At 40.5% G+C, this 22,113-nt stretch carries 19 protein-coding genes and 2 tRNA genes; 8 read left to right on the top strand and 13 right to left on the bottom strand.

Annotation, left to right across the window (positions count from 1 at the left end):
* Positions 1-63: 63 nt before the first annotated feature.
* The 4 genes from AAGD16_RS03190 to AAGD16_RS03175 all read right to left on the bottom strand — a co-directional run bounded on the left by AAGD16_RS03190 (position 64) and on the right by AAGD16_RS03175 (position 2,526).
* Entirely contained in the window at positions 64-600 is a 537-nt protein-coding gene (locus AAGD16_RS03190; RefSeq protein WP_013464179.1) for a DUF924 family protein, read from the bottom strand.
* A gap of 132 nt (positions 601-732) precedes the next feature.
* Positions 733-1,812 carry an endonuclease/exonuclease/phosphatase family protein gene (locus tag AAGD16_RS03185; RefSeq protein WP_024601531.1) on the bottom strand — a complete coding sequence of 360 codons (1,080 nt, stop codon included), beginning with the start codon at positions 1,810-1,812 and terminating at the stop codon, positions 733-735.
* Between the two features lie 21 nt (positions 1,813-1,833).
* A complete protein-coding gene (locus AAGD16_RS03180; RefSeq protein ID WP_024601530.1) occupies positions 1,834-2,205 on the bottom strand; it encodes a hypothetical protein in 372 nt (123 codons plus the stop codon).
* A gap of 72 nt (positions 2,206-2,277) precedes the next feature.
* Positions 2,278-2,526, bottom strand: coding sequence for a TIGR03643 family protein (locus tag AAGD16_RS03175; RefSeq protein ID WP_013464176.1), 249 nt, complete (start codon positions 2,524-2,526; stop codon positions 2,278-2,280).
* Positions 2,527-2,669: 143 nt separating this feature from the next.
* Here AAGD16_RS03175 and AAGD16_RS03170 point away from each other — a divergent pair, with 143 nt between their 5' ends.
* The gene (locus AAGD16_RS03170; protein WP_377113590.1) at positions 2,670-3,326 is read left to right on the top strand and encodes a YoaK family protein; all 657 of its coding nucleotides are present in this window, start codon (positions 2,670-2,672) and stop codon (positions 3,324-3,326) included.
* A 56-nt stretch (positions 3,327-3,382) separates the two neighbouring features.
* Positions 3,383-5,452 (top strand): TonB-dependent receptor, encoded by a 2,070-nt coding sequence (locus AAGD16_RS03165; protein WP_377113587.1) that lies wholly within the window; start codon positions 3,383-3,385, stop codon positions 5,450-5,452.
* A 58-nt stretch (positions 5,453-5,510) separates the two neighbouring features.
* Here the strand turns inward: AAGD16_RS03165 and AAGD16_RS03160 are convergent, their stop codons facing one another.
* The 3 genes from AAGD16_RS03160 to AAGD16_RS03150 all read right to left on the bottom strand — a co-directional run bounded on the left by AAGD16_RS03160 (position 5,511) and on the right by AAGD16_RS03150 (position 8,925).
* Positions 5,511-6,650, bottom strand: coding sequence for a Na/Pi symporter (locus tag AAGD16_RS03160; RefSeq protein WP_013464173.1), 1,140 nt, complete (start codon positions 6,648-6,650; stop codon positions 5,511-5,513).
* Positions 6,651-7,053: 403 nt separating this feature from the next.
* Positions 7,054-8,046 (bottom strand): fatty acid desaturase, encoded by a 993-nt coding sequence (locus tag AAGD16_RS03155; protein WP_377113584.1) that lies wholly within the window; start codon positions 8,044-8,046, stop codon positions 7,054-7,056.
* 794 nt (positions 8,047-8,840) lie between these two features.
* Positions 8,841-8,925: transfer RNA gene (locus AAGD16_RS03150), tRNA-Leu, on the bottom strand.
* A gap of 271 nt (positions 8,926-9,196) precedes the next feature.
* Between AAGD16_RS03150 and AAGD16_RS03145 the strand changes: the two genes are divergently transcribed.
* Positions 9,197-9,697, top strand: coding sequence for an RDD family protein (locus AAGD16_RS03145; RefSeq protein ID WP_377113581.1), 501 nt, complete (start codon positions 9,197-9,199; stop codon positions 9,695-9,697).
* A gap of 114 nt (positions 9,698-9,811) precedes the next feature.
* Here the strand turns inward: AAGD16_RS03145 and lptG are convergent, their stop codons facing one another.
* Together lptG and lptF are read right to left on the bottom strand one after the other, a co-directional pair.
* Positions 9,812-10,879: an LPS export ABC transporter permease LptG gene (gene lptG / locus AAGD16_RS03140; protein ID WP_013464168.1), complete on the bottom strand. Its 1,068-nt coding sequence runs from the start codon at positions 10,877-10,879 to the stop codon at positions 9,812-9,814.
* Complete coding sequence (gene lptF, locus AAGD16_RS03135; protein WP_028834362.1) at positions 10,876-11,988, bottom strand: LPS export ABC transporter permease LptF; 1,113 nt, start codon at positions 11,986-11,988, stop codon at positions 10,876-10,878. The genes lptG and lptF overlap by 4 nt, the downstream gene beginning before the upstream one ends.
* Positions 11,989-12,295: 307 nt before the next feature.
* Between lptF and pepA the strand changes: the two genes are divergently transcribed.
* The 3 genes from pepA to AAGD16_RS03120 all read left to right on the top strand — a co-directional run bounded on the left by pepA (position 12,296) and on the right by AAGD16_RS03120 (position 17,335).
* On the top strand, positions 12,296-13,807 hold the full coding sequence (gene pepA / locus AAGD16_RS03130; protein ID WP_377113578.1) for a leucyl aminopeptidase: 1,512 nt from the start codon (positions 12,296-12,298) through the stop codon (positions 13,805-13,807).
* Between the two features lie 170 nt (positions 13,808-13,977).
* Positions 13,978-14,424 carry a DNA polymerase III subunit chi gene (locus tag AAGD16_RS03125; RefSeq protein ID WP_013464165.1) on the top strand — a complete coding sequence of 149 codons (447 nt, stop codon included), beginning with the start codon at positions 13,978-13,980 and terminating at the stop codon, positions 14,422-14,424.
* 58 nt (positions 14,425-14,482) lie between these two features.
* The gene (locus AAGD16_RS03120; protein WP_013464164.1) at positions 14,483-17,335 is read left to right on the top strand and encodes a valine--tRNA ligase; all 2,853 of its coding nucleotides are present in this window, start codon (positions 14,483-14,485) and stop codon (positions 17,333-17,335) included.
* Positions 17,336-17,464: 129 nt separating this feature from the next.
* On the opposite strand, the gene AAGD16_RS03115 is transcribed toward AAGD16_RS03120, so the two are convergent.
* Positions 17,465-18,754, bottom strand: coding sequence for an outer membrane protein transport protein (locus AAGD16_RS03115; protein ID WP_013464163.1), 1,290 nt, complete (start codon positions 18,752-18,754; stop codon positions 17,465-17,467).
* Positions 18,755-19,036: 282 nt separating this feature from the next.
* Here AAGD16_RS03115 and AAGD16_RS03110 point away from each other — a divergent pair, with 282 nt between their 5' ends.
* On the top strand, positions 19,037-19,357 hold the full coding sequence (locus tag AAGD16_RS03110) for a hypothetical protein (protein WP_076916059.1): 321 nt from the start codon (positions 19,037-19,039) through the stop codon (positions 19,355-19,357).
* Here AAGD16_RS03110 and AAGD16_RS03105 read toward each other — a convergent pair.
* A complete protein-coding gene (locus AAGD16_RS03105; protein WP_013464161.1) occupies positions 19,317-20,534 on the bottom strand; it encodes an HD domain-containing phosphohydrolase in 1,218 nt (405 codons plus the stop codon). The genes AAGD16_RS03110 and AAGD16_RS03105 overlap by 41 nt on opposite strands.
* A 284-nt stretch (positions 20,535-20,818) precedes the next feature.
* Positions 20,819-20,893 (bottom strand) — tRNA-Arg (locus AAGD16_RS03100).
* A 237-nt stretch (positions 20,894-21,130) separates the two neighbouring features.
* Between AAGD16_RS03100 and AAGD16_RS03095 the strand changes: the two genes are divergently transcribed.
* Complete coding sequence (locus AAGD16_RS03095) at positions 21,131-21,313, top strand: hypothetical protein (protein ID WP_008110377.1); 183 nt, start codon at positions 21,131-21,133, stop codon at positions 21,311-21,313.
* Here the strand turns inward: AAGD16_RS03095 and AAGD16_RS03090 are convergent.
* On the bottom strand, positions 21,310-22,113 hold the full coding sequence (locus AAGD16_RS03090; RefSeq protein WP_377113571.1) for a phosphotransferase family protein: 804 nt from the start codon (positions 22,111-22,113) through the stop codon (positions 21,310-21,312). The two genes, AAGD16_RS03095 and AAGD16_RS03090, sit on opposite strands and share 4 nt — an antisense overlap.

Here is a 22,113-nt window from a genome sequence, read left to right as displayed (position 1 = left end):
ATCTGGTTAATAAAACTAAACACCGCGCTTGTAATAAGCGCGGTGTTTTTTTGTCTGATGAATCTAAAAACCTGAATTGGGCTGTTTTAAAAACTCGCGTTCTTCTTCTGTAGACTCCCGCCCCAGTATTTTATTACGATGCGGGTAACGATTAAATTTATCGATAATCGCTTTATGTTGATACTCAAAGTCTAAGTTATTTTGAATACCTAATCCCTTATATAACTTAACCGCTTCCTTATGAATTAACTTCGATTCGCTGTGCATAAAAGGCATATACAAAAATACTCGCTGCTCATCCGTCAACTTCTTATCAAACCCTTTTGTAATGGCCGATTGTGCTAACGCTAAAGCCATTGAATCACAGGCGAATGATGCTGGCTTGTCACGATAAATATTGCGCGAGAACTGATCAAGCACGATAATTTCAGCTAGGCTGCCTAATGCACTCTCACGCCATTGAAATAACTCACTCGCACTCGCTTGCTGGTGTAATTGGCCAAAACGAGCCTGAATCATCAAATCAAACGCCTCATCTTTTTGCCACCACTGCTTAGGCTCAAGCTCTGTAAACCAAAAGTAGATAATTTTATTAAACATAATGAATCTCTTTGCTAATTAACACTCAACTAAATAGCTCGCTATATAAAATCCCGCAAATTTAAAAGCACGCCCCTAATGTATTAATTTTGCCTTTCGCCTAAAGCCTTTAACCTAATACCTGTACTTCATCTAGCCTTTTTCAAACCTAGGCACTTTACGTTTATCGGCTTTGCTCATAGCAAGCTCTTGTATGTCTTGCTGTTTAAGCTCGCTGGGCTTTGTTTCGAGTGATTGCTGATTAGCATCTTCATAAACAAGTTCGGTAAGCAGAGCAAAGTGATCGGAGCCATATTTAGCAAGACGTTTGATACGCTTTACAGTAAAACCTGTAGAGTGGAATAAGTGATCGAGCGGCCAGCGCATAAAAAAGTAACCAGCATGAAAAGTGTTATAAAAGCCCCGTCCTTTACGTGGGTCTAAAAAGCCACTGATTTGCATAAATAAACGGGTGCTGCGTGACCAAGCTACATCATTTAAATCGCCGGCGACTATCGTCGGGCGGCTTGGATTTTTAAGCGCTTTAGCCACCATTATTAGTTCGCTATCGCGCGGACGCGATGAATCTTCTTCGGTTGGGCTTGGTGGGGCAGGATGAATAAAGTGGCCTTGCATTTTTAGCCCTTGATGATTTTCAAACAAAATATGAATAGAGGGAATATTATCTTCTATGAGTTCACAAATTTGTGCATCGAGTATGTTAAATTTACTAAAGACATGCATGCCGTAGCGGTTATCTTTTGGGCACTGTACTTGATAAGGGTAGTTTTTTTTAAGCACAGATAACTTATCTTGCCACCAGCTATCGCTTTCTAGAGTGATGAGTAGGTCGGGTTCATAGGTATTAACAAGGCTAATGAGCTGCTCACTATTGTGGTTCGACATAAGTACATTAGCCGACATAATACGAATGCTGTGGTTGATATTTTCCGGTGCGCTTTGCACCTCTTTTTTAGCAAGCCATGTATAAGGATAAATCCACTTAGCTTGAAGCGCACAAATAATTAAAGCAACAGCCGCTATTAATGAGTATGCAATAAAGTCGATTTGCCACATACCTATTAGTGCAACGATAATTACAGCGCTTGCTAGGTAACACACCTGCAAGCGCACAAAATCGCAGCTACGGACTAAATAATGCTGACTGTATGACAGCGGCAATAAGGTTATTAACAACAAAAAGCCAGTAATTACCGCCAACACTATGAGCATTTATAAGTCCTTATATGGTACCTAATGGCGCTGTAAAATAGAGAGAATTTCACGAGTGTCGTGCACTAGATGAATAATAGTGCGATCAACTTCTATTCGCACTGTGTCTCTTTCTCGGTCTATTACTCTAGCACGCTTATAAATATCATGCTCGAGGATATCGCCTTGATGATAACGGGTGTGCCATCCTGGTGGAGTCCACCCTTGGCGAATTAAATGCCTTGCTTGTTTTTTAGAGATTCGTTTTTTGTCATGGTATTGGTTATATTTATGCTTTTTCCAGTGGTGTTTATTCGCATGCTTATTTTCATGTTTGTCTTTGTGTGGCACTGCAAATGCGTTTGTTGCCGTTAGCGTAAAAACCATTAATAAAATACTTATTAGTGTTTTCATGGCTGTTCTCCAGTGTGGTTATTACTGAAGATTATTAACGCTTAAGCCTGAACAACACATGAAACCCTAAAGTTAGCGCTGTTTGTACTGTGTTTTACAATGACTGCGCATAATCGCGGGGTCACGCAACTTTAGGTGTTTAGTTTTACGCCCGGCATGGCGCTTACGCCACACTTTAAATGAGCCGCTAGATATGTGGTCACGCATGAAATTAACTAACTGAGAGTAATTTAGCCCATAAAGATTTTCAATGGCTTCAAACGGTGTTCTATCTTCCCATGCCATTTCTATAATCCGTGATTGCTGTTCTTGGTTAAACATATTTATTCCAAATTGGGTTAATACGCAAAAGTTAAATTTAGCGATCATCACTTGCTTGTGATGTTAAAAATATAATCTCTTTTCATTTATTAACTTTAATTAAGTGTATGATTAATCTACACACTGAAACCGGAGCTAAAAGGATGTTTACAAAACTACCTAAGTGGGTCGAATATGGTGCGTTTACCCTCGCTTTTATTGCCGGTATGGTAAACGCAGTAGGTTTATTAGGGTTTGAACAGCAAGCAATTTCTCATGTTTCAGGGTCGGTGACTTCATTAGCTATTGAACTTACTACCAACATCAAGGCGGCATTATTTTTAATTGCGATTGTACTGAGTTTTATATTTGGCTCGGCATTAACAGGGTTAATGCTCTCAGGCGGTTCACTTAAGCTAGGCCGCCATTACGATACGCTCCTATTTATTGAGGGTATTTTACTGCTGTTAAGCGCACAGCTACTTCAATATTCTTACCCTTACGCACTTACACTTGCCTCTGCTGCCTGCGGCTTACAAAATGCTTTGGCCACTAACTACAGCGGCGCTGTAGTGCGTACCACTCATTTAACCGGTATATTTACCGACTTAGGGTTAATGTTTGGAAAAGCTCTAAAAGGACAAACATTCGATACTAGAAAGTGCATTGTTTTTGTATTAATTATTGCCGGTTTTTTAACCGGCGGAGTGGTAGGCGTATTGCTATTTAAATATTACTCAGTGCTGACTTTAGTTGTGCCCGGCATTTTTTGTATTGTTTTATCGATTACTTATCGGGTTTATAGGTTGAGTGTGCTTTAACCAATTCACAAAATCCCCTACCCTAAACTTATCAACTTGCCGATGTGCTGGAATTTATGAAATATTACTATTTACCCCCTTTATTGTTATGCAGTCAGTTAAGTTTAATTAATAGTGCGTGTGCTGAAGATACCGCGCAATCAATTGAACGTATCACCACCACAGCATCACGTAGTGAAGCGCTTTCCACCCCATTACCTTTGGTGATCAGTGTATTAAGCGAATCACAGCTTGAGCTTATTGCCCCTACCCATGTAGAAGAATCACTGCAACGCGTTGCAGGTGCCAATGTACAACGTGGTAATGGTCAAGAGTATTTACCCGCCCTGCGCTCGCAGGTGCTTTCGGGTACGGGGGCTTGTGGAGGGATTTTAACTGCTGAAGATGGTATTGCACTTCGTGCAGCTGGGTTTTGTAATATTAATGAGCTATTTGAAGCACATAGTGAGATGGCACAGCGTATTGAAGTATTAAAAGGCCCTGGCTCTGCACTGTATGGCTCAAATGCAGTGCATGGCGTAATTAACGTCATTACACCAGACACGACCCAAGGTGGTGGTTTAATGGGTGTTGATTATGGCTCTTACGGTTATGCTCGCTATAAATTGCGTGCAGGCCATGCTATGGATAATTCAGGGTTCGGTATTAATGCCAGCTTTACCGATGATGGCGGTTACCGAGATGATGAAAGCGTTAAACAACAAAAAATAAATGTGCGACATCGATACGCTAACAACAACTTAAGTTTAATATCGGGGTTGACCTATACCGACTTAGACCAACAAACCGCAGGATATATTAGTGGCTTTCAAAGCTATAAAGATGAAGATATTGCACAGCAAAATTTTGATCCTGACGCCTTTAGAAAAGCCCGATCGCTTAGGGCTTGGAGTAAAGCAAGCTGGCAATTAGGTGAGAACACGCTTGTTGTTACTCCTTATATTCGTGACCAAAGCATGGACTTTTTCAAACACTTTTTACCCGGTACTCCGCTCGAGAAAAACAGTCAAACGGGGTTTGGCCTACAATCGCTTTATCAACATTATGTGAACGACAATACAAACTTAAAGCTTGGCTTTGATGGTGAGTTTACCCAAGCCGATTTTTTACAAACCCAAGATAACCCCACCAAAGGCTCTGCGTTTTTAGTAGCCACAGTGCCGCAAGGTAAACATTACGATTACCAAGTTGACGCCACCTTATATGCTCCATTTGCCGCTATTGATTGGCAACTAAATAATTGGCTTATAACCGCAGGACTGCGTTATGAGCACATGCAATATGACTATCAAAATAATATGCTTGCAGGGCGTACAAAAGAGGATGGCAACGAATGTGGTTTTGGTGGCTGTCGTTATAGTCGCCCCGAAAGCACTAAAAACAGCTTTAGTAATCTTTCGCCAAAACTCGGGGTGAGCTATCAGCTTAATACTAACAATACATTATACGCTAATTTTTCAAGAGGCTATCGAGCCCCCCAAGCGGCTGAGCTCTATCAATTACAACGCGAGCAAAGTACTGCCGACTTAGACGCAGAAATAGCTAATAATGCTGAGATGGGTATTAAAGGGGTGTACAACAATACTCGCTATGGCTTATCGATGTATGCGATGAGCAAGCACAATACCATCTACCGCGACAGTGACTTTTTTACTGTTAATGACGGCCAAACTCGGCATCGCGGTATTGAGCTTGAATTAGCGCATAGCTTTAATCAGCACTTATCTGTTAATTTTGCAGGCACCTATGCCAAGCATACGTACTCGAATGAGCAAGTTATTGGCAGCATTAATATTAAAGGTAACGATATTGATACCGCACCTCGAAAGGTTGCTAATATCGATTTTAACTGGCAAGCCAACGAGAGTATTAGCCTTGCGCTGCAATGGCACTATGTGAGCCGCTACTTTTCCGACCCTGAAAACTTACATGAATATCAAGGCCACGATATTTTAAGCTTGCGCGGCCAGTGGCAAATTAGTCCACAGCTATTACTGAGTGCCCGAATTATAAACTTAACTAACACAGCCTACGCTGAGCGCGCCGATTACACCAGCTTTACTGGGGATCGTTACTTCCCAGGTAAACCACGTAATGCCATGTTGTCTGTAAGTTACCAGTGGTAAAACAAAAAATGCGCTATATAAATTATATAGCGCATTCCTTTTATACGTTTATTTCTACTTATCGAACGGCCAGTACAATTAAACCAGGCACCACAAAGAACGATCCTAGTATATAGCCTAATGCTGCTGATTTATTATTTGTACCAATTTCGGCTAGCTTTTCAGCAAGTTTTAGCGGTATTTCACGCAGCACAGGAACGCCGTAAATAAGTGCAACTGCAAATACATTAAACATAACGTGTACCAATGCAATTGTTAGCGCAACCTCAGCCATAGGCCCTGTAATTGATGTGGCCGCTAATAAAGCAGTAATGGTTGTACCAATGTTAGCTCCCAGTGTGAATGGGTAAATTTGACGCGTAGTAAACACACCACTTCCAGCAAGTGGGATCATCAAACTGGTTGTCGTTGATGATGACTGAACCATAATTGTTACTGCCGCACCTGATGTGATACCCGCGATAGGCCCGCGCCCAATGGCTCCATGCAGTATATCTTTTGCAGTGCCAACCAGCGCTTTTTTAAGTAATTTACCTAATGTAGTTACGGCAAATAAAATCAAACAAATACCTGCAATAACCATCGCTGCACCTAGCATTTTTGTATCTAAAAAACTAAATGCATCTTTTATTACGCCCACAGCTGGTTTTACGAGTGGTTTAATAAAGTTGTAGCTCTTTAATGATAAGTCGGCATCACCAATAAATAAGTGCGATAAAGCAGCAGACATTTTTTGCAGCAAACCAAACATTATTTCTAGCGGTAAAAATATAATAACGGCAAATAAATTAAAGAAATCATGAACAGTTGATGCCGCAAATGCACGTTGGAACTCTTCTTTAGAGCGAATATGGCCAATAGACACTAAGGTGTTAGTAATAGTGGTACCAATATTTGCACCCATCACCATTGGAATAGCAATACTTAACGGTAAACCGCCAGCAACTAGTCCCACTATAACTGAGGTAACCGTTGATGATGATTGCACTAAAGCGGTTGCTAAAGCACCTAATAATAATGCGATAAACGGGTTGGTTGCGAATGCAAAAATCTCTTTCGCTCCCTCAGTACCGCCCGACGCTAATTTAAAACCACCACTGACAGTGCCAACGGCTACAAGGACTAAATAAACTAAAAAGGCGATAGCAGCCCAGTTAAGCGTTTTTATTAATAGCGTATTGCGCTTTGATTCACTCATGTTTAAATCTCAGTTTTGTCTTACCGATTATGGCATTTTGATGACGTTTTTGTTTCAGAGCGCATTAGAACACCTAAATATTACAGAAATATTTCAATTCGATTAACGTGCTTTTTTATTCATAACATAAAAACATAAGGGTGAAAAATTGAGTATAAGGCAAGCCATAACTTTAAAAACAATCAATTAAGATCAAAAAATTAAACTTAGTATTCAATTAAATAACAAAGCGCTAAGTGGGATCAATTAAGGACTAAATTTAAAAAGGTCTGAGTAATAGATTAAGTTGGTATTAAAGGGAAGTTTTATAAGCTTTATCTGACTTTACTAGGGGTATTGCCTAGCCTTAGGCTAGGCAAGGTTAATAAAGCAGCAACCTCGAAGATTGAGTAAAAAACGAGCTTTATGATTGATACAAATTAGCTTTTTTTATACTAGCAAAATCATTAAAACGCACACCGTGCTGGCGCATCACTTCAAGAATTTTTTTGCTAATCATTTGACGTAAATAAAACGGCTGATTCGGCACAAAATGATGAATAGTATGAGTATGCCCAAAGTTAAAACAAAACAAATTAAACGGCATAAACAAACGGCTAGTAATTACGTGAGTTTGCTCAAGCATATTATTAACACCGCCATAATAATGCATACTGGAGGTAACAAAATTAAGTGAGCTCGAACGTACAATGTTAGGCACTATCAGCACCACCATTAAAAACTCGAACACATTCATTACATCGAGCAAAAATGCCGGTGAGTTAGCCGCAATTGGGGTAAATAAATTAATTAAATGAAACGCTATCACACTGTATAAAATAGCAAAATAAGCAGTGGTAATTGGAAAACCTGCATTAAACACTTTAAAAAAGCTAAAACCTTTAATTTCTTTACTAAAGCGCTTTGCATTAATTAATAAACCGAGTAATCCATCAACAATCACCAATGCACGTAAAAACGGGTTTTTAATACCATTACCCACCAAACGCTCTTCTAAATCTTGCTCAGTACCCGACGTTTTGTGATGATGTAAATGCATCTTGCGACGGTACCATGGGCTTATGGTATTAGGACGCATCAGCCACACGGTTAACATCATAAAATTATGCAAAAATGGTTGGTTGCTAAAGTACTGTTTGTGGATTAAGTCATGCTCAAGCTCATGGGAAATTGAGGTAGCAATGGCCGCTAAAATAATGCATAGCCACGCGGGGATGATAGCAAAGTAATACAGCGTGCCAATTCCGATTAATGCACTCAAAGAAAGTAATAAAATAGCCATTCCTAAGGTATTTTGATGCATTAATAGCGGGTGTTTTTTACGCAGTAATGCTTCTTCAGCCTTAATCGCTTTTACAATGGCTTGAATATTCTGTTTTGCGGTTAGTTGAGTCATGATGTTTTATTCGCAACAAGAGGTTGAGGTATATAATACCCGAGTCAAAACACATTGCATAACTTAGCACACCCGTATCAATGAAAAATACGATTAAAGTCAGGCCTGTATTTACTATATAACCTGTGTTCTGGATAAGAAACCTATCTCAAGCAGAGCTTAAGGTTAGGTAAACCAAAACGTTTACAGGCCAAGTTTAGATCAAAACCTACTGCTTATAAAAGTAGCAATGTTGGACACATTTTTTGTAATTAAAATCCGGCAACTCAAATCTTAGGCATAAAAAAACCCCTGCTAAATCTAGCAGGGGCTATAAAAAGTGGTACCAGCGGCCGGACTTTTACTTATAACAGCGGCACCTCACGTGCCGATCAAGTCCGACAACTCAAATCTTAGGCATAAAAAAACCCCTGCTAAATCTAGCAAGGGCTATAAAAAGTGGTACCAGCGGCCGGACTTTTACTTATAACAGCGGCACCTCACGTGCCGCTCAAGTCCGGCAACTCAAATTTAAGGCATAAAAAAACCCTGCTAAATCTATCAGGGGCTATAAAAGTGGTATCAGTGGCCGGACTTTTACCTATAACAACGGCACCTCACGTGCCGCTCAAGTCCGGCAACTCAAATTTAAGGCATAAAAAAACCCCTGCTAAATCTAGCAGGGGCTATAAAAAGTGGTACCAGCGGCCGGACTTTTACTTATAACAGCGGCACCTCACGTGCCGCTCAAGTCCGGCAACTCAAATTTAAGGCATAAAAAAACCCCTGCTAAATCTAGCAGGGGCTATAAAAAGTGGTACCAGCGGCCGGACTTGAACCGGCACGCCTTGCGGCAGGGGATTTTGAATCCCCCATGTATACCAATTTCATCACGCTGGCATCATTTTTCTTTAACCTTCTAAACACGAGAAGATAAAGAAAAACCACTTTAGAGTGAAAGATTATGTACCCTCTTCCATCTCATTGCCTAGCATTATACAAACAATAAGCAAAGCGGCAAGCGTTTTATGTATTAAGCATGATCAACCGCTTAACATTTAGGCACCCATTAACATTTGAGCCAATATCGAGTTAAGCACGTAGCGTAATAGGTAGTATTTGACGGCTTATTTGCTAAACTATCGCGCACATTAACAGTGAGAGTATATTTATGTTGGCTGAGTTTCCACGGGCAGGGTTTTGGCGCCGTTTTGCGTCATTGGTGTACGACACATTAGCTATTATCGCTTTTGCGATGCTAACGGTGGTATTGTATTTATTTGCTATTCAAGGGCTTATTTCCCTTGATGTTATTGCTCTTAATGGCGCTGAAGATGTCTCAGCACGTATTCAGGACTCACTGTTACTTTCAGGGATTCGCAGCTCACTGTTAGTTCTGGTTGGTTTGGTGTTTTTTGGTTATTTTTGGACTAAAAGCGGGCAAACAATTGGTATGCGTGCGTGGCGATTAAAAGTACAAACCCATGAGGGAAACTTAATTAGCTGGCCACAAGCCATTATCCGCAGTATCAGCGCATTACTTGGTTTAGGGAATTTAGTGGTATTAGTCGACTTTAAAAATAAAAAAGCACTGCAAGATTACTTATCAAAAACCGAAGTAGTTACGCTCACCAAAGAAGAAAATAAACGCGTTTATCGCGAACTAGATTAATATCAATCCGCAATAATACTTAATTAAGCGAATTGGTATAACCTCAAGTTAAAGCATAAAAAAACGCGGCGCTTTTTACAAAGGCCGCGTTTTTTATTTAAGCTTTAAGTCTAGCTACACCCGCTTATTCATTAAATAAGCTGCAAACCCAGTAAATAAAATGCTCGGTAGAACAGCGCCTATAATCGCTGGAATTTGATATACCATTACCACAGGGCCAAATATCTCGTTGGTTAGGTGGAACACAATACCGGTTACCACCCCCATAATTATGCGGGCGCCCATAGTTACAGTGCGTAGTGGACCAAATATAAACGACAAGGCAACCAACAACATTACGGCAATAGAGACGGGCTGCATTAATTTACGCCAGAGCGCTAAATCATAGGTGCTGGTGTCTTGCTCATTTTGTTGTAAGTAAGCTAAATATGACCATAGCCCTGAAAACGACAGTGATTCTGGTTTTACCGATACCACGCCTAGCTTTTCGGCGGTAAGCTGCGACGGGTAAAACTCTTCAGAAACTTGTTCAGTGGTAATTAACTCTTCGCTGATCATCACTTTATTTACATCGCGCAATAGCCAACCACTATCTCGCCCTACGGCTTCTTTTGCTTTGGTGATTTGTGTTAGTGATAACGATTTATCAAAATGATACATGTTAACGCCGCGCAGCATGCCATTTTGGTCAACATCTTCAATGTTAATGAAGTTATTAGCGTCTTTAGCCCATACTCCTTTTTGCGCATTAAACACATCCCCACCATGAATCGCTTGATTACGCATTTCCTTAGCGTGCAGCTGTGCAGCAGGAGCGCCCCACTCGCCTAAAGCCATTACGCACAATGCCATAAAAATAGCTGTTTTCATTACTGAGCCAATAATTTGTAAACGCGACATCCCCGCCGCTTGCATTACTACCAACTCACTATTTGAGGCAAGCGCTCCTAATCCAGTTAAGCCACCAATAAGTGCAGCCATAGGAAAAAACACCACTAAATCATCTGGAATACTGTAAATAGTGTACAGCATGGCAGTCATTATATCGTAGCTCCCGCGCCCTACAGATTTAAGCTGCTCAATAAACTTTATTAATGTACTAATACCCACTAGCACCATTAACGCAAACCCTGTGGTTTGCAAAATGCTACGGCCTAAGTACCAATCAAGTGTTTTCATCATAGGTTTTGCTCCCGCTTAGTGACGACAGCTTTAAGCCAAGCACCCAATGGACGGCCTCTAATAATTAATAAGCTACCAATAAATAATGCACTTAAATGAATCCACCACAGTCCAATTGATGGCGGAATTTTGCCATCCTCTACTGCAAATTTGGCCGCATTAAGTAAAATAAAATAACCTAAATACAAGCTGATAGCGGGTACCAATTTTGCAAATTTACCTTGGCGAGGGTTTACTACACTCAAAGGCACGGCCAGCAAAGTTAATAACGGAATGGAAAGTGGGATCGCTAGACGCCACTGCCACTGTGCAATTGCTTCGGGAGTATTAATTGAAATAAGTTCACGGGTTGGCACAGCTTCTAATTTACGACGTTGATGCTCTATTTCTTGTTCGCGAATTTGTACGCTGTAACCATCAAACTCAGTTAAGTTAAGCGAAGGCGCTTCGCCATCAGTTTCGTAGCGTTTACCATCAGTAAGTACTAACTGCTGCTCACCATTCTGTGCTTCAATTACAACGCCTTGCTCAGCGTATACTAAACGCGCTAAATCGCCTTTTTCACTATCTGGCAACTGCGCAACAAATACTTTATTAAGTTCTTTGCCGCCATTTTCAATATTATGAATAAATACTACGGCTTTTTCGTTACCGGTTTGTTGAAAACGCCCAGCTCTAAGCGCCGATAATCCAGCATCCGCCTTTGCTTGCTCTTTTAATTGATATTCTTGCTCGCTAGCCCAAGGTGCAACATACAAGGTAAGTACCGCGGCGAGTAACGCTAAGATGACACTAGAAATAAGCGTAATGCGCACCACATACCACTCACTCACGCCACAAGCTTTAAGTACTGTCATTTCACTATCAGCGTAAATACGGCTATAAGCTAAAATAATTCCTAAAAATAAACTCAGGGGTAAAATTAATGATGCTAACTGTGGCAACTTAAGTGCAATCATTGCAAATACGAGTTTTGCTGGGATACTCCCCTCTGAGGCATCACCAAGAATAACAACAAACTTTTGCGACAAAAATATGGTCATTAAAGTTAAAAATACGGCGACCTGCGATTTTAAAACCTCAGTGGTCAAATAACGGAAAATTAGCAACATTCGCCCCTGTTAAACATGGAATTTCAATATAATAATAAAAAACGATGAGTGAACTAGTTAATTCACTCATTTTAAATGAGTATTAAGCACATATTATAAGCCATCAATATTAATTATCCTACCTAACATCACGATATAATGTTGCATTAGTTACCCTTAAGCATATAAAGTTCAAATACACAGTAAGAGTCGAGTAAAATCTACTAATATTAGCGCTAGACCTAAAAATTTAGGTAAAAAGACTAGAAAACACATTTTTAGTCCCAATTTAGCTTCTATAGATGACTCAAAATCAGGAGTGACAATGGAATTCAACGTAAAAAGTGGTAGCCCAGAAAAACAACGCAGTGCGTGTATTGTTGTGGGTGTATATGAACCACGCAGGTTATCCCCCATTGGTGAACAACTTGATAAAATTAGCGATGGTTATATCTCTAATTTATTACGCCGTGGCGACTTAGAAGGTAAGCCAGGACAAGTACTACTATTGCATCATGTGCCCAATATTTTAAGCGAACGTATTTTACTTGTTGGCTGCGGTAAAGAACGCGAACTTGACGATAAACAATATAAGCAAATTATTTCTAAAACTATCAACACGCTAAACGAAACGGGTTCAATGGAGGCCGTGTGCTTTTTAACTGAACAACATGTTAAAGGGCGTGATACCTATTGGAAAGTACGTCAAGCTGTTGAAACAACACAAGATTGCCTTTACACCTTTAATCAGCTGAAAAGTAAAAAAGTAGACCCTCGCCGCCCACTACGTAAAATGGTGTTTAATGTGCCTACGCGCCGCGAACTGACTATAGGCGAAAGTGCCATTGAGCATGGTTTAGCGATTGCAGCAGGTAGTAAGCTGTGTAAAGACGTTGCTAATATGCCGCCTAATATTTGTAATCCAGCGTACCTTGGCGAGCAAGCCAAAGAACTGGAAGCTAATTTTGATAACATCACTGTTGAGCTAATTGGCGAAGATAAAATGACCGAACTAGGAATGAACTCATACCTAGCAGTAGGTCGTGGCAGTGATAACGAATCAGTTATGTCGGTAATTAACTACAAAGGCGCAAGCGATGACCAAGCGCCTATCGTTCTCGTTGGTAAAGGCTTAACCTTTGACTCAGGCGGTATTTCATTAAAACCAGGCGAAGGCATGGATGAAATGAAATACGACATGGGGGGCGCAGCTGGTGTTATTGGTGCCATGCGTTCACTTGCACAAATGCAGCTACCTATAAACGTAATTGGTGTTTTAGCCGGCTGTGAAAACATGCCAAGCTCAAACGCCTATCGCCCAGGAGACATACTAACAACTATGTCTGGGCAAACGGTAGAAGTACTTAACACCGATGCCGAAGGCCGTTTAGTATTATGTGATGCGCTGACCTATGTTGAACGTTTTGAGCCTGAAACCGTGATTGATGTTGCAACCTTAACCGGTGCGTGTATTGTCGCTTTAGGTGCCCATGCTACGGGTTTATTAGCTAATCATAATCCACTGGCGCATGACTTATTAAAAGCGTCTGAGCAAAGTGGCGATCGTGCATGGCAACTGCCATTATGGGATGATTATCAAGATCAACTTGAAAGCCCGTTTGCCGACTTTACTAATTTAGGTGGGCGCGCTGCAGGTACTATTACCGCGGCCTGTTTCTTATCTAAATTTACTAAAAAGTATAATTGGGCTCATTTAGATATTGCCGGTACTGCATGGCGCAGCGGCGCTAAAAAAGGCGCAACAGGTCGTCCTGTTCCTATGCTGACTCAGTATTTATTGAACCGAGCTGGTATTAGCGAAGCAACTCACGACTAACAAATCAACACAGGGCTTCACAGCTCAATGTAGAGTATAAAATAAGGCGCTTTTAGCGCCTTATTTATTGGGTATTAATTGAAGCAAACCCCGTTATATGGCAAAATCCCCTTCTTAATTTGTGTGTATTTAATAACAGCACAATCAATGTCATGGGAAATCCCGATACAATGAACATGAATGCCCAGTTTTTCATTTTAAAGCAACAAGATGAGTCATTAGCTAAAGCCGATGATCACTTTGCTTTAGCAGCTCAAATAGCTGGGCAACAGTATCGGCTTGGTCAACGCGTATTTATTTTTGTAGATAGCGAAGAAACCGCCAACAGCATTGACGAAACTATTTGGACATTTGATGCCGACAGTTTTGTACCTCACAATTTACAAGGCGAAGGCCCAAAAGGCGGCGCACCTGTAGAAATAGGCACAACACCACCCGTTGGTAATCGTAAAGTATTAATTAACTTGGCCAATCACTTACCGGATTTTATTCGTCGGTTTAACCAAGTTTTTGATTTTGTACCCGTAGAGCCCGTAGCCAAACAAGCCGCTCGTGAGCGCTTTAAAAAACTACGCCAACTCGGTGCCAATATCACCACGCAAGATATTAATCGCTAACGCTCACTGCGAACAAAGCTAACTAACTCATTTAAGTACTTATTTAAGGTTCTGTGTAATGGATAAAACCTACAATCCGCAAGATATTGAACAGTCTCTCTATCAAGACTGGGAACAAAAAGGCTATTTTAAGCCATCTGGCCAAGGCACCCCATATTCAATTATGATCCCGCCGCCAAATGTCACGGGTAGCTTACACATGGGCCACGCTTTCCAAGATACTATCATGGATACCTTAACGCGCTTTAAACGTATGCAAGGTAACAATACGTTGTGGCAAGTAGGTACTGACCACGCAGGTATTGCCACACAAATGCTAGTAGAGCGTAAACTTGCGGCAGAAGAAGGTAAAACACGCCACGATTTAGGCCGTGATGCATTCATCGATAAAATTTGGGAATGGAAAAACGAGTCTGGTGGCACGATAACCAAACAATTACGTCGCCTTGGTGCTTCTGTTGATTGGGACCGTGAACGTTTTACTATGGACGATGGCCTATCAGAAGCTGTTAAAGAAGTATTTGTACGCCTTCATAAAGAAAACCTAATTTACCGTGGTAAACGCCTAGTAAACTGGGATCCAAAATTACACACTGCGATTTCTGATCTTGAAGTTGAAAACAAAGACAAACAAGGCCACATGTGGAACCTACGTTACCCACTTGCTGATGGCGTAACTACACAAGACGGTAAAGACTACATTGTTGTTGCAACCACGCGCCCAGAAACCATGTTAGGTGACTCAGGTGTGGCAGTAAACCCCGATGACGAGCGCTATCAAGACCTAATCGGTAAAGAGATTTTACTACCGATTGTTAATCGTCGTATTAAAATTGTTGCCGATGAGCATGCCGATAAAGACAAAGGCACGGGCTGTGTAAAAATCACGCCAGCGCACGACTTTAACGATAACGAAGTAGGTAAACGTCATCAAATGCCGATGATTAATATCTTTGATAAAGACGCGGCTATTTTAACAAAAGGTGAAACATACACCTTTGACGGTAAAGAACTTGAGTTTGATGCACCCATTCCTGAGCGCCTGCATGGCCTTGACCGTTTTGACGCACGAAAAGCTATTGTTACTGAATTTGAAGAGCTAGGCCTACTTGAAAAAATTGAAGACCACGACTTAACCGTTCCTTACGGTGACCGCTCTGGTGTGGTTATTGAACCACTGCTTACTGACCAATGGTATGTGCGTGTTGCACCTCTTGCAGAGCCTGCAAAAGAGGCTGTTAAAAATGGCGACATTCAATTTGTACCTAAGCAATATGAAAACATGTACTTCTCATGGATGAACGACGTACAAGATTGGTGTATTTCACGCCAACTTTGGTGGGGTCACCGTATTCCAGCTTGGTACGACAGCGAAGGCAACGTATACGTTGGTCGTGATGAAGCAGAAGTTCGCCGCGATAACAACATTGCAGATAGCGTTGCACTTAGCCAAGACGAAGACGTTCTTGATACGTGGTTTTCATCTGCACTTTGGACATTCTCAACTCAAGGTTGGCCAGAGAATACTGATGACTTAAAAACCTTCCACCCGTCTGACGTGTTGGTAACCGGTTTTGATATTATTTTCTTCTGGGTCGCGCGTATGATCATGATGACGCTGCATTTTATAAAAGATGAAAATGGTAAATCACAAGTTCCCTTTAAAACAGTTTATGTAACTGGCCTAATACGTGACGATAACGGCGATAAAATGTCGAAGTCAAAAGGTAACGTACTTGACCCACTAGACATGATTGATGGCATTGGCCTTGAAGACTTAGTACAAAAGCGTACTGGCAATATGATGCAGCCTAAACTTGCCGCTAAAATTGAAAAAGATACCCGCAAAGTATTTGCAAACGGTATTGAAGCACACGGTACCGACGCACTACGCTTTACTTTAGCTGCCATGGCATCAACCGGTCGTGATATCAACTGGGATATGAACCGTCTTGAAGGTTACCGTAACTTCTGTAATAAATTATGGAACGCAAGCCGTTACGTATTAATGAACACAGAAGAGCAAGACTGTGGCTTTAACGACAGTGAAAAACAGTACTCGTTAGCTGATCGTTGGATTTTAGGCCAATATGAAGCAACGGTTAAAACCTACACCGAGCATCTTGATAACTACCGTTTTGATTTAGCGGCGAACACGCTTTATGAATTCACCTGGAACCAGTTCTGTGATTGGTACTTAGAGCTGACGAAGCCGGTATTATTTAAAGGCAATGAAGCACAGCAACGCGGTACACGTCATACCCTTATTACCGTACTTGAAAGCTTATTACGCTTAATGCACCCAATGATGCCTTACATCACTGAAACGATTTGGCAACGTGTTGCTCCACTTGCTGGCCTTGAAACAGCGGGTACCAGTATTATGGTTCAGGGCTTCCCTGTTTATAATCAAGCCAATGTTGATGCACAAGCAATGGACGATTTAGAGTGGGTTAAGCAATTCATTTTAGCAATTCGTAATATCCGTGGTGAAATGGATATCAGCCCAAGTAAACCACTTAGCGTTTTACTGGCTAACGCATCAAGCGATGATGTGCGCCGTATAAACGAGAATGAATCATTCCTAGCGTCATTAGCTAAGCTTGAAGCGTTTACCCTGCTTGAAAACAAAGACGATGCTCCAGCGTGTGCGACCTCTTATGTTGGCAATCTTGAGATTATGATCCCAATGGCGGGCTTAATTGACGTTGAAGCCGAGCTTGCACGAATTAACAAGCAACTTGAAAAAGCAGAAAAAGGGCTAGCCCAAGTGCAAAATAAACTCGCTAACGAAAAGTTTGTTAACAACGCACCTGAAGCCGTACTGGCTAAAGAAAACGCTAAGCTAGCTGAATTTACAGATGCTAAAACTAAGCTACTTGAGCAAAAAACGAAGATTGAAAGCTTATAATTAAACCGTTACGGATGGCTTATGCTATTCGTAAACAGTTAATTTATAAGTATAAAAAAAGCCGCTTACTTCATTTGAAGTAAGCGGCTTTTTTGTGTCTAGGCTCTAGGCTCTAGGCTCTAGGCAGCATTAGAACGTGTAGTTATACTGAGCACCAATAAGTACTGCATGACCTTTTGATTCAAAAGACCATTGCTGAGGTAGCGTTTCGCTTTCTACTTTTTCAGTGAACTTTTGCGTTTTACCACGTAATACACTCACACCTAAATCAACATTTGAGTTTTGATCAATCGCGTAGTTACCACCGAACGAGAACCAGAAACGGTCTGTATCAGGGATAGAAATTGATAAATGCTGTTGTGATACTGGTGATTCATCAAACGCAAAACCAGCGCGAAGCATTAAGTTTTCGCTGTACTGGTAATCAGTACCAATTGAGTAGCGCATTGCATCAGAGAAATCTTCTGTTTTTTCGAAGGCACTGAACTTATCGCCTGTAGGCGCAGTAACTTGTGCTTCTAATGAATCAAAGCTGCTCCAACCTGTCCATAATACGCTGTAGTGAACGCCTAGCTTTTCATCTAACTGGTGAGAACCTGAGAACTCAGCAATTGCTGGCAATGTGATTTCAACAGAGCCTGGTAAAACTTGATTTTGAAGTGGTGATACTGGAAGCTGTGTAAAGTACTCGCCTTCAAAAGTGATGTCTGTTTCTGTGCGGTAATTAAAACCAAAGCGGCTATTTTCATCTAGCTGATACATTAAGCCAACGTTTAAGCCGTAACCCATATCATCACCTTCAAGGTTAACCGCATCAGCACTTGCAGGAATAGATGCAATAACAGGGTTTACAGGAGGTACGAAACCAAACTTACGGATAATCTTCGCTTCTGCATAAATTGCATTCAAACCAATACCAAAGCTAAACTGCTCTGATACTTTATAAGCAACACTTGCGTTCATGTTTACAGTAACAATTTCAGTTTCACCGGCAATTTGGCCAGCTGCGTAATCATCGTTAAATTCAGTCGCTAGGCCAAAGTTAGAAAAAGCACCAAAACCAACCGATACCTTATCGTTTACTGGCATAGTGAAATAACCCGCTGGAATAATCGCACTTGGTGCAATGCTGTCATCATCTAGTGCGCTGTTATCTAAACCGTAGGCATTACCTGTGCCTTTAAGGCTAACATCAGGAATGACAGCCATAGCTGCAACACTAAGTTGCTTCTCTTTAAACAACGTCATTAATGCTGGGTTACGTGAAACCACAGACGCATCGTCTGCTACAGACGCTTCACCTGCGTATGCACGACCTAAACCAGATACGTTTTGCTCAGCAAGCTGAAAAGCCGCTGCAAAAGTATCAGCTGAAACAAATGCCAGCGATGCCGCAATAAGAGTTTTAGTAAATTTCATTGTTGTGTCCTTAGCCAAACTTACTGTTTGGATAGCTATGTGTGTTGTTATTAGAGTTTCAAACCTGCGTACCCTACCTTAATTTTTTATAAAAAACCTTACTAAAACGTTAAAAAAGGCCAAAAAACACGTTTTTTAACGACAATTTAACAACTATTTAAAACTCATCGGACAAGAAGTGTGGTATTAGAGTATATACTCTAATGATATTAATTCTTATTTGCATTGACTTGAAATAGTTTGCAATTTACACTGCAAATAAAATCACAAAGGGAGAAAACTGTGATCATTTTGCTTATTCTTGCTGGGCTTATTTTTTGCGGCATTAGTGTCTATTTCTTTTATAAGGCAAATTATTGCGCGTGTACGCGTGCTGGAAAATGTGACAATCCAGTCAATCAATATTGGCTCGCAGCCATTGCCATGGCGCTTATTGCTTTAGGTTTTTGCTGCTTAGCATTACATGTAGAATTAGGCACACTATTGTGGTTAACGCTGATGGGGAGTTGCTTTTTGGGTGGGTATATTTCTGTTAAAACAAACGAAAAAAGAAGATGCAACGCTAAAGCAGTAAATGCTCTTTTAAAAGCCGAGGCAAATTAATCTTATAATCAGCGGGTTTAACACTTGCCTGTATTTTTATCTCGTTATTATTTAAGCTTAAATCTATATCTTTTGCGGTAACATGATGGTTATGCTTAGCGTTGTAAAAAAGCTTCACTTTAGGTTTGATAGGGTTTGAATGATTGCCCTCTAGCACCAACGCTAATCGCTCATTGGTTAACTTAACAATAGTCCCTACTGGGTGTACACCTAAACACTTAATAAATAACTGTACTAACTCTGCATCAAACAGCTGTTTGTTAGCTAACAAATAGCGAAGCGCATTAATTGGCTCATCACCCTCTTGATGCGGTCTATCTGCTGTCAATGCATCGTATACGTCTACAATAGCAATGATCCGAGCTGGGCGGCTTAATTTGCTTCCATCTACACCTCTTGGATAGCCTGAACCATCAAGACGCTCATGATGATTTACAATCATATCAAGCATTAAAGGCGTAATACCTTTTCCGCCTTTTAACAATCCTAAGCTTTGTGCGACATGCTTTTTTATTGCCGTCATTTCGTTACCTGTGACTTTTCCTGGTTTGGAAAATATCCCTTGCGGTAACTTAGCCTGACCTAAGTCATGCATTAAAGCCCCCATTGCAAGCTCTTGCACAACAGCGCGTTTATAACCTAAGTATTTAGCAAACACCGCTGTAAAAATGGTGCAGTTGATCATATGACGCCAGTTGTAACTGTGCTTATCTTTGATCCGAGTTAAAATAGTCATAGCGTGTTCATTACGAAATACAGAGCTCACTATTTCATTACTTATTTCATTGAGCGCTTCAATATTAAGTGACAAACCTGATGTTAAATCACCAAAAATACTTTGTAGTTTTCTGTTGTGCGCATCATAACTCACACTGGCTTTTGCAAACTCTTGCTCTAAGCTTATAGCAACCTTTGCCTTAACTGGCTTATCTTGCTTAGCTACAGGAGCTTGTGGTTTTTGTTTTTCTTTGTATTTAGCTGGTACGGCGACATCACTTTTTGTAAAGTCGATGAGAAGCTCAAGCACCCCTTCGGTAATTAAACGCTGAATGATTGATTTATCACGAACCAAACCACTGGTTTTAATTTTTATGCCATCCACACTCTCCTGCTGCTTAGTAACGCTATTTACGTACATGCCTGGAACGAGTTCTGATATAGGTAAGGTGATTAGCATAAAAATGAGGGTTTCTATAATTAATGAATATATACTTTAAATAGCATTATTTAGCTATAAAAGTCTAGCTTTTGAGTTCAGGGTAATAATAAATGATTAACATCAATAATTATACGCACCACCAAGAATAAATCATAAGCTCAGCAATGAATATACGCCTAAAGGTATAAAATAGATTGCTACATATTTTATTATCGAAAATTAAATAAGGTAAGGCAGCGGACTGATTTAAATAATTGTAGGTATTTTGAGGAAGAAACAGGAAATGATACTTTAAACGCAAATGGCGCTCTCGGTAGGGATCGAACCTACAACTTAGCCTCCGGAGGGCCACGTGATATCCATTTCACCACGAGAGCACATTTGTTGCCGCCACATCAACTCGCGATATCAATGCTTTAGCATGCGCAATAATAAAGGCATCTTTGTATAAATGCCAGCATGATTCGTTTACATGTCTATAATTTAAACTAATCACTTCACAAAAGGTAAAAAAAGCGCTATTTGTTTATATTCTATAAAAAAACAGTAACGCTTTAGACACATATTATCTATTATTGTCACTGAACGGAAAGATTAAACACGAGGAAGTAATTATGAAGTTAATGTCAACAGAGCAAGTTGCTGAATTTTTAGGTGTAAAAGCAGAGCGCGTTAAACGCCTTGCTCGAGAAAGCCTATTAATCGCTAAATCAGAAGATGATAACGGCGAAATGCAATTTGACGCTGATGAAGTAGCAAAATACAAAGAGCTTGCGGAACGCTTTGGCGGACTTTAACCCTCCATTAAAGCAATAAGCTCATCCAGTTGCGCGCGCAATACAACAACCTGATTGTTTATAGCGCGTTGCTCATACCAACCTATACATAACAGTAAGTAAACTAACTGATAGCAATTGAGTTTATGCATAGATAAATAAAATTGTTCTGATAGGGTGTGCATTTTGTAATTGTTAAGCAGAGCCTGCTTGCCTGAAGCATCTAATTTAAAACTAACCGCTAACGCAGCAAGATCAAAATACACATCATTTGTTTGAGCATACTCAAAATCGATTAAATAAACGCCTTGCGGGTTTACCACGATATTTTCTTTGACTAAGTCGTTATGGCAAAAGCCGCTATCTACGGGCATGTTGGCTATGCTTTTTAATGTTTTGCTTATGAGCTTTTCATACTGTTTAAACACTAATAAATGCTGATAGGCTTGCAATTCCAAAGCTATATTCATTGCCTCATTATTAGTTGTATACGCATGTAGCTTAACAAGTTTAGTCAGTAGCGGCATCGCCAAATAAGACTGCGCGACGTCGCCATCAATATAGTTAAAAGCTGCGCGCTTATTTTGCTTATCAAGCCAGATGGGAGCAGAGCAAACTTGTTGTTTACTGAGCTCATACTGGGCATGTAACCCTACTTGTGGCCAATACGATTTATAACACTTTAATAAATAAGCTTGGCTGTCAGTACGGATCAAAAAGTTATCGTTGCTTAAACCGTTAACCAAATACTCTGTTGAGGTTATTGTGCTCGGTACTAAAAACGCGCCACAAATATTAACTAACTGAGAATGCGGGTTCAT

Origin of the sequence: Pseudoalteromonas sp. M58, assembly GCF_042604605.1 — a bacterium.
In the GTDB taxonomy this organism is placed as follows: Bacteria; Pseudomonadota; Gammaproteobacteria; order Enterobacterales; family Alteromonadaceae; genus Pseudoalteromonas; species Pseudoalteromonas tetraodonis.
This window is presented reverse-complemented; position numbering and strand designations above follow the sequence as displayed.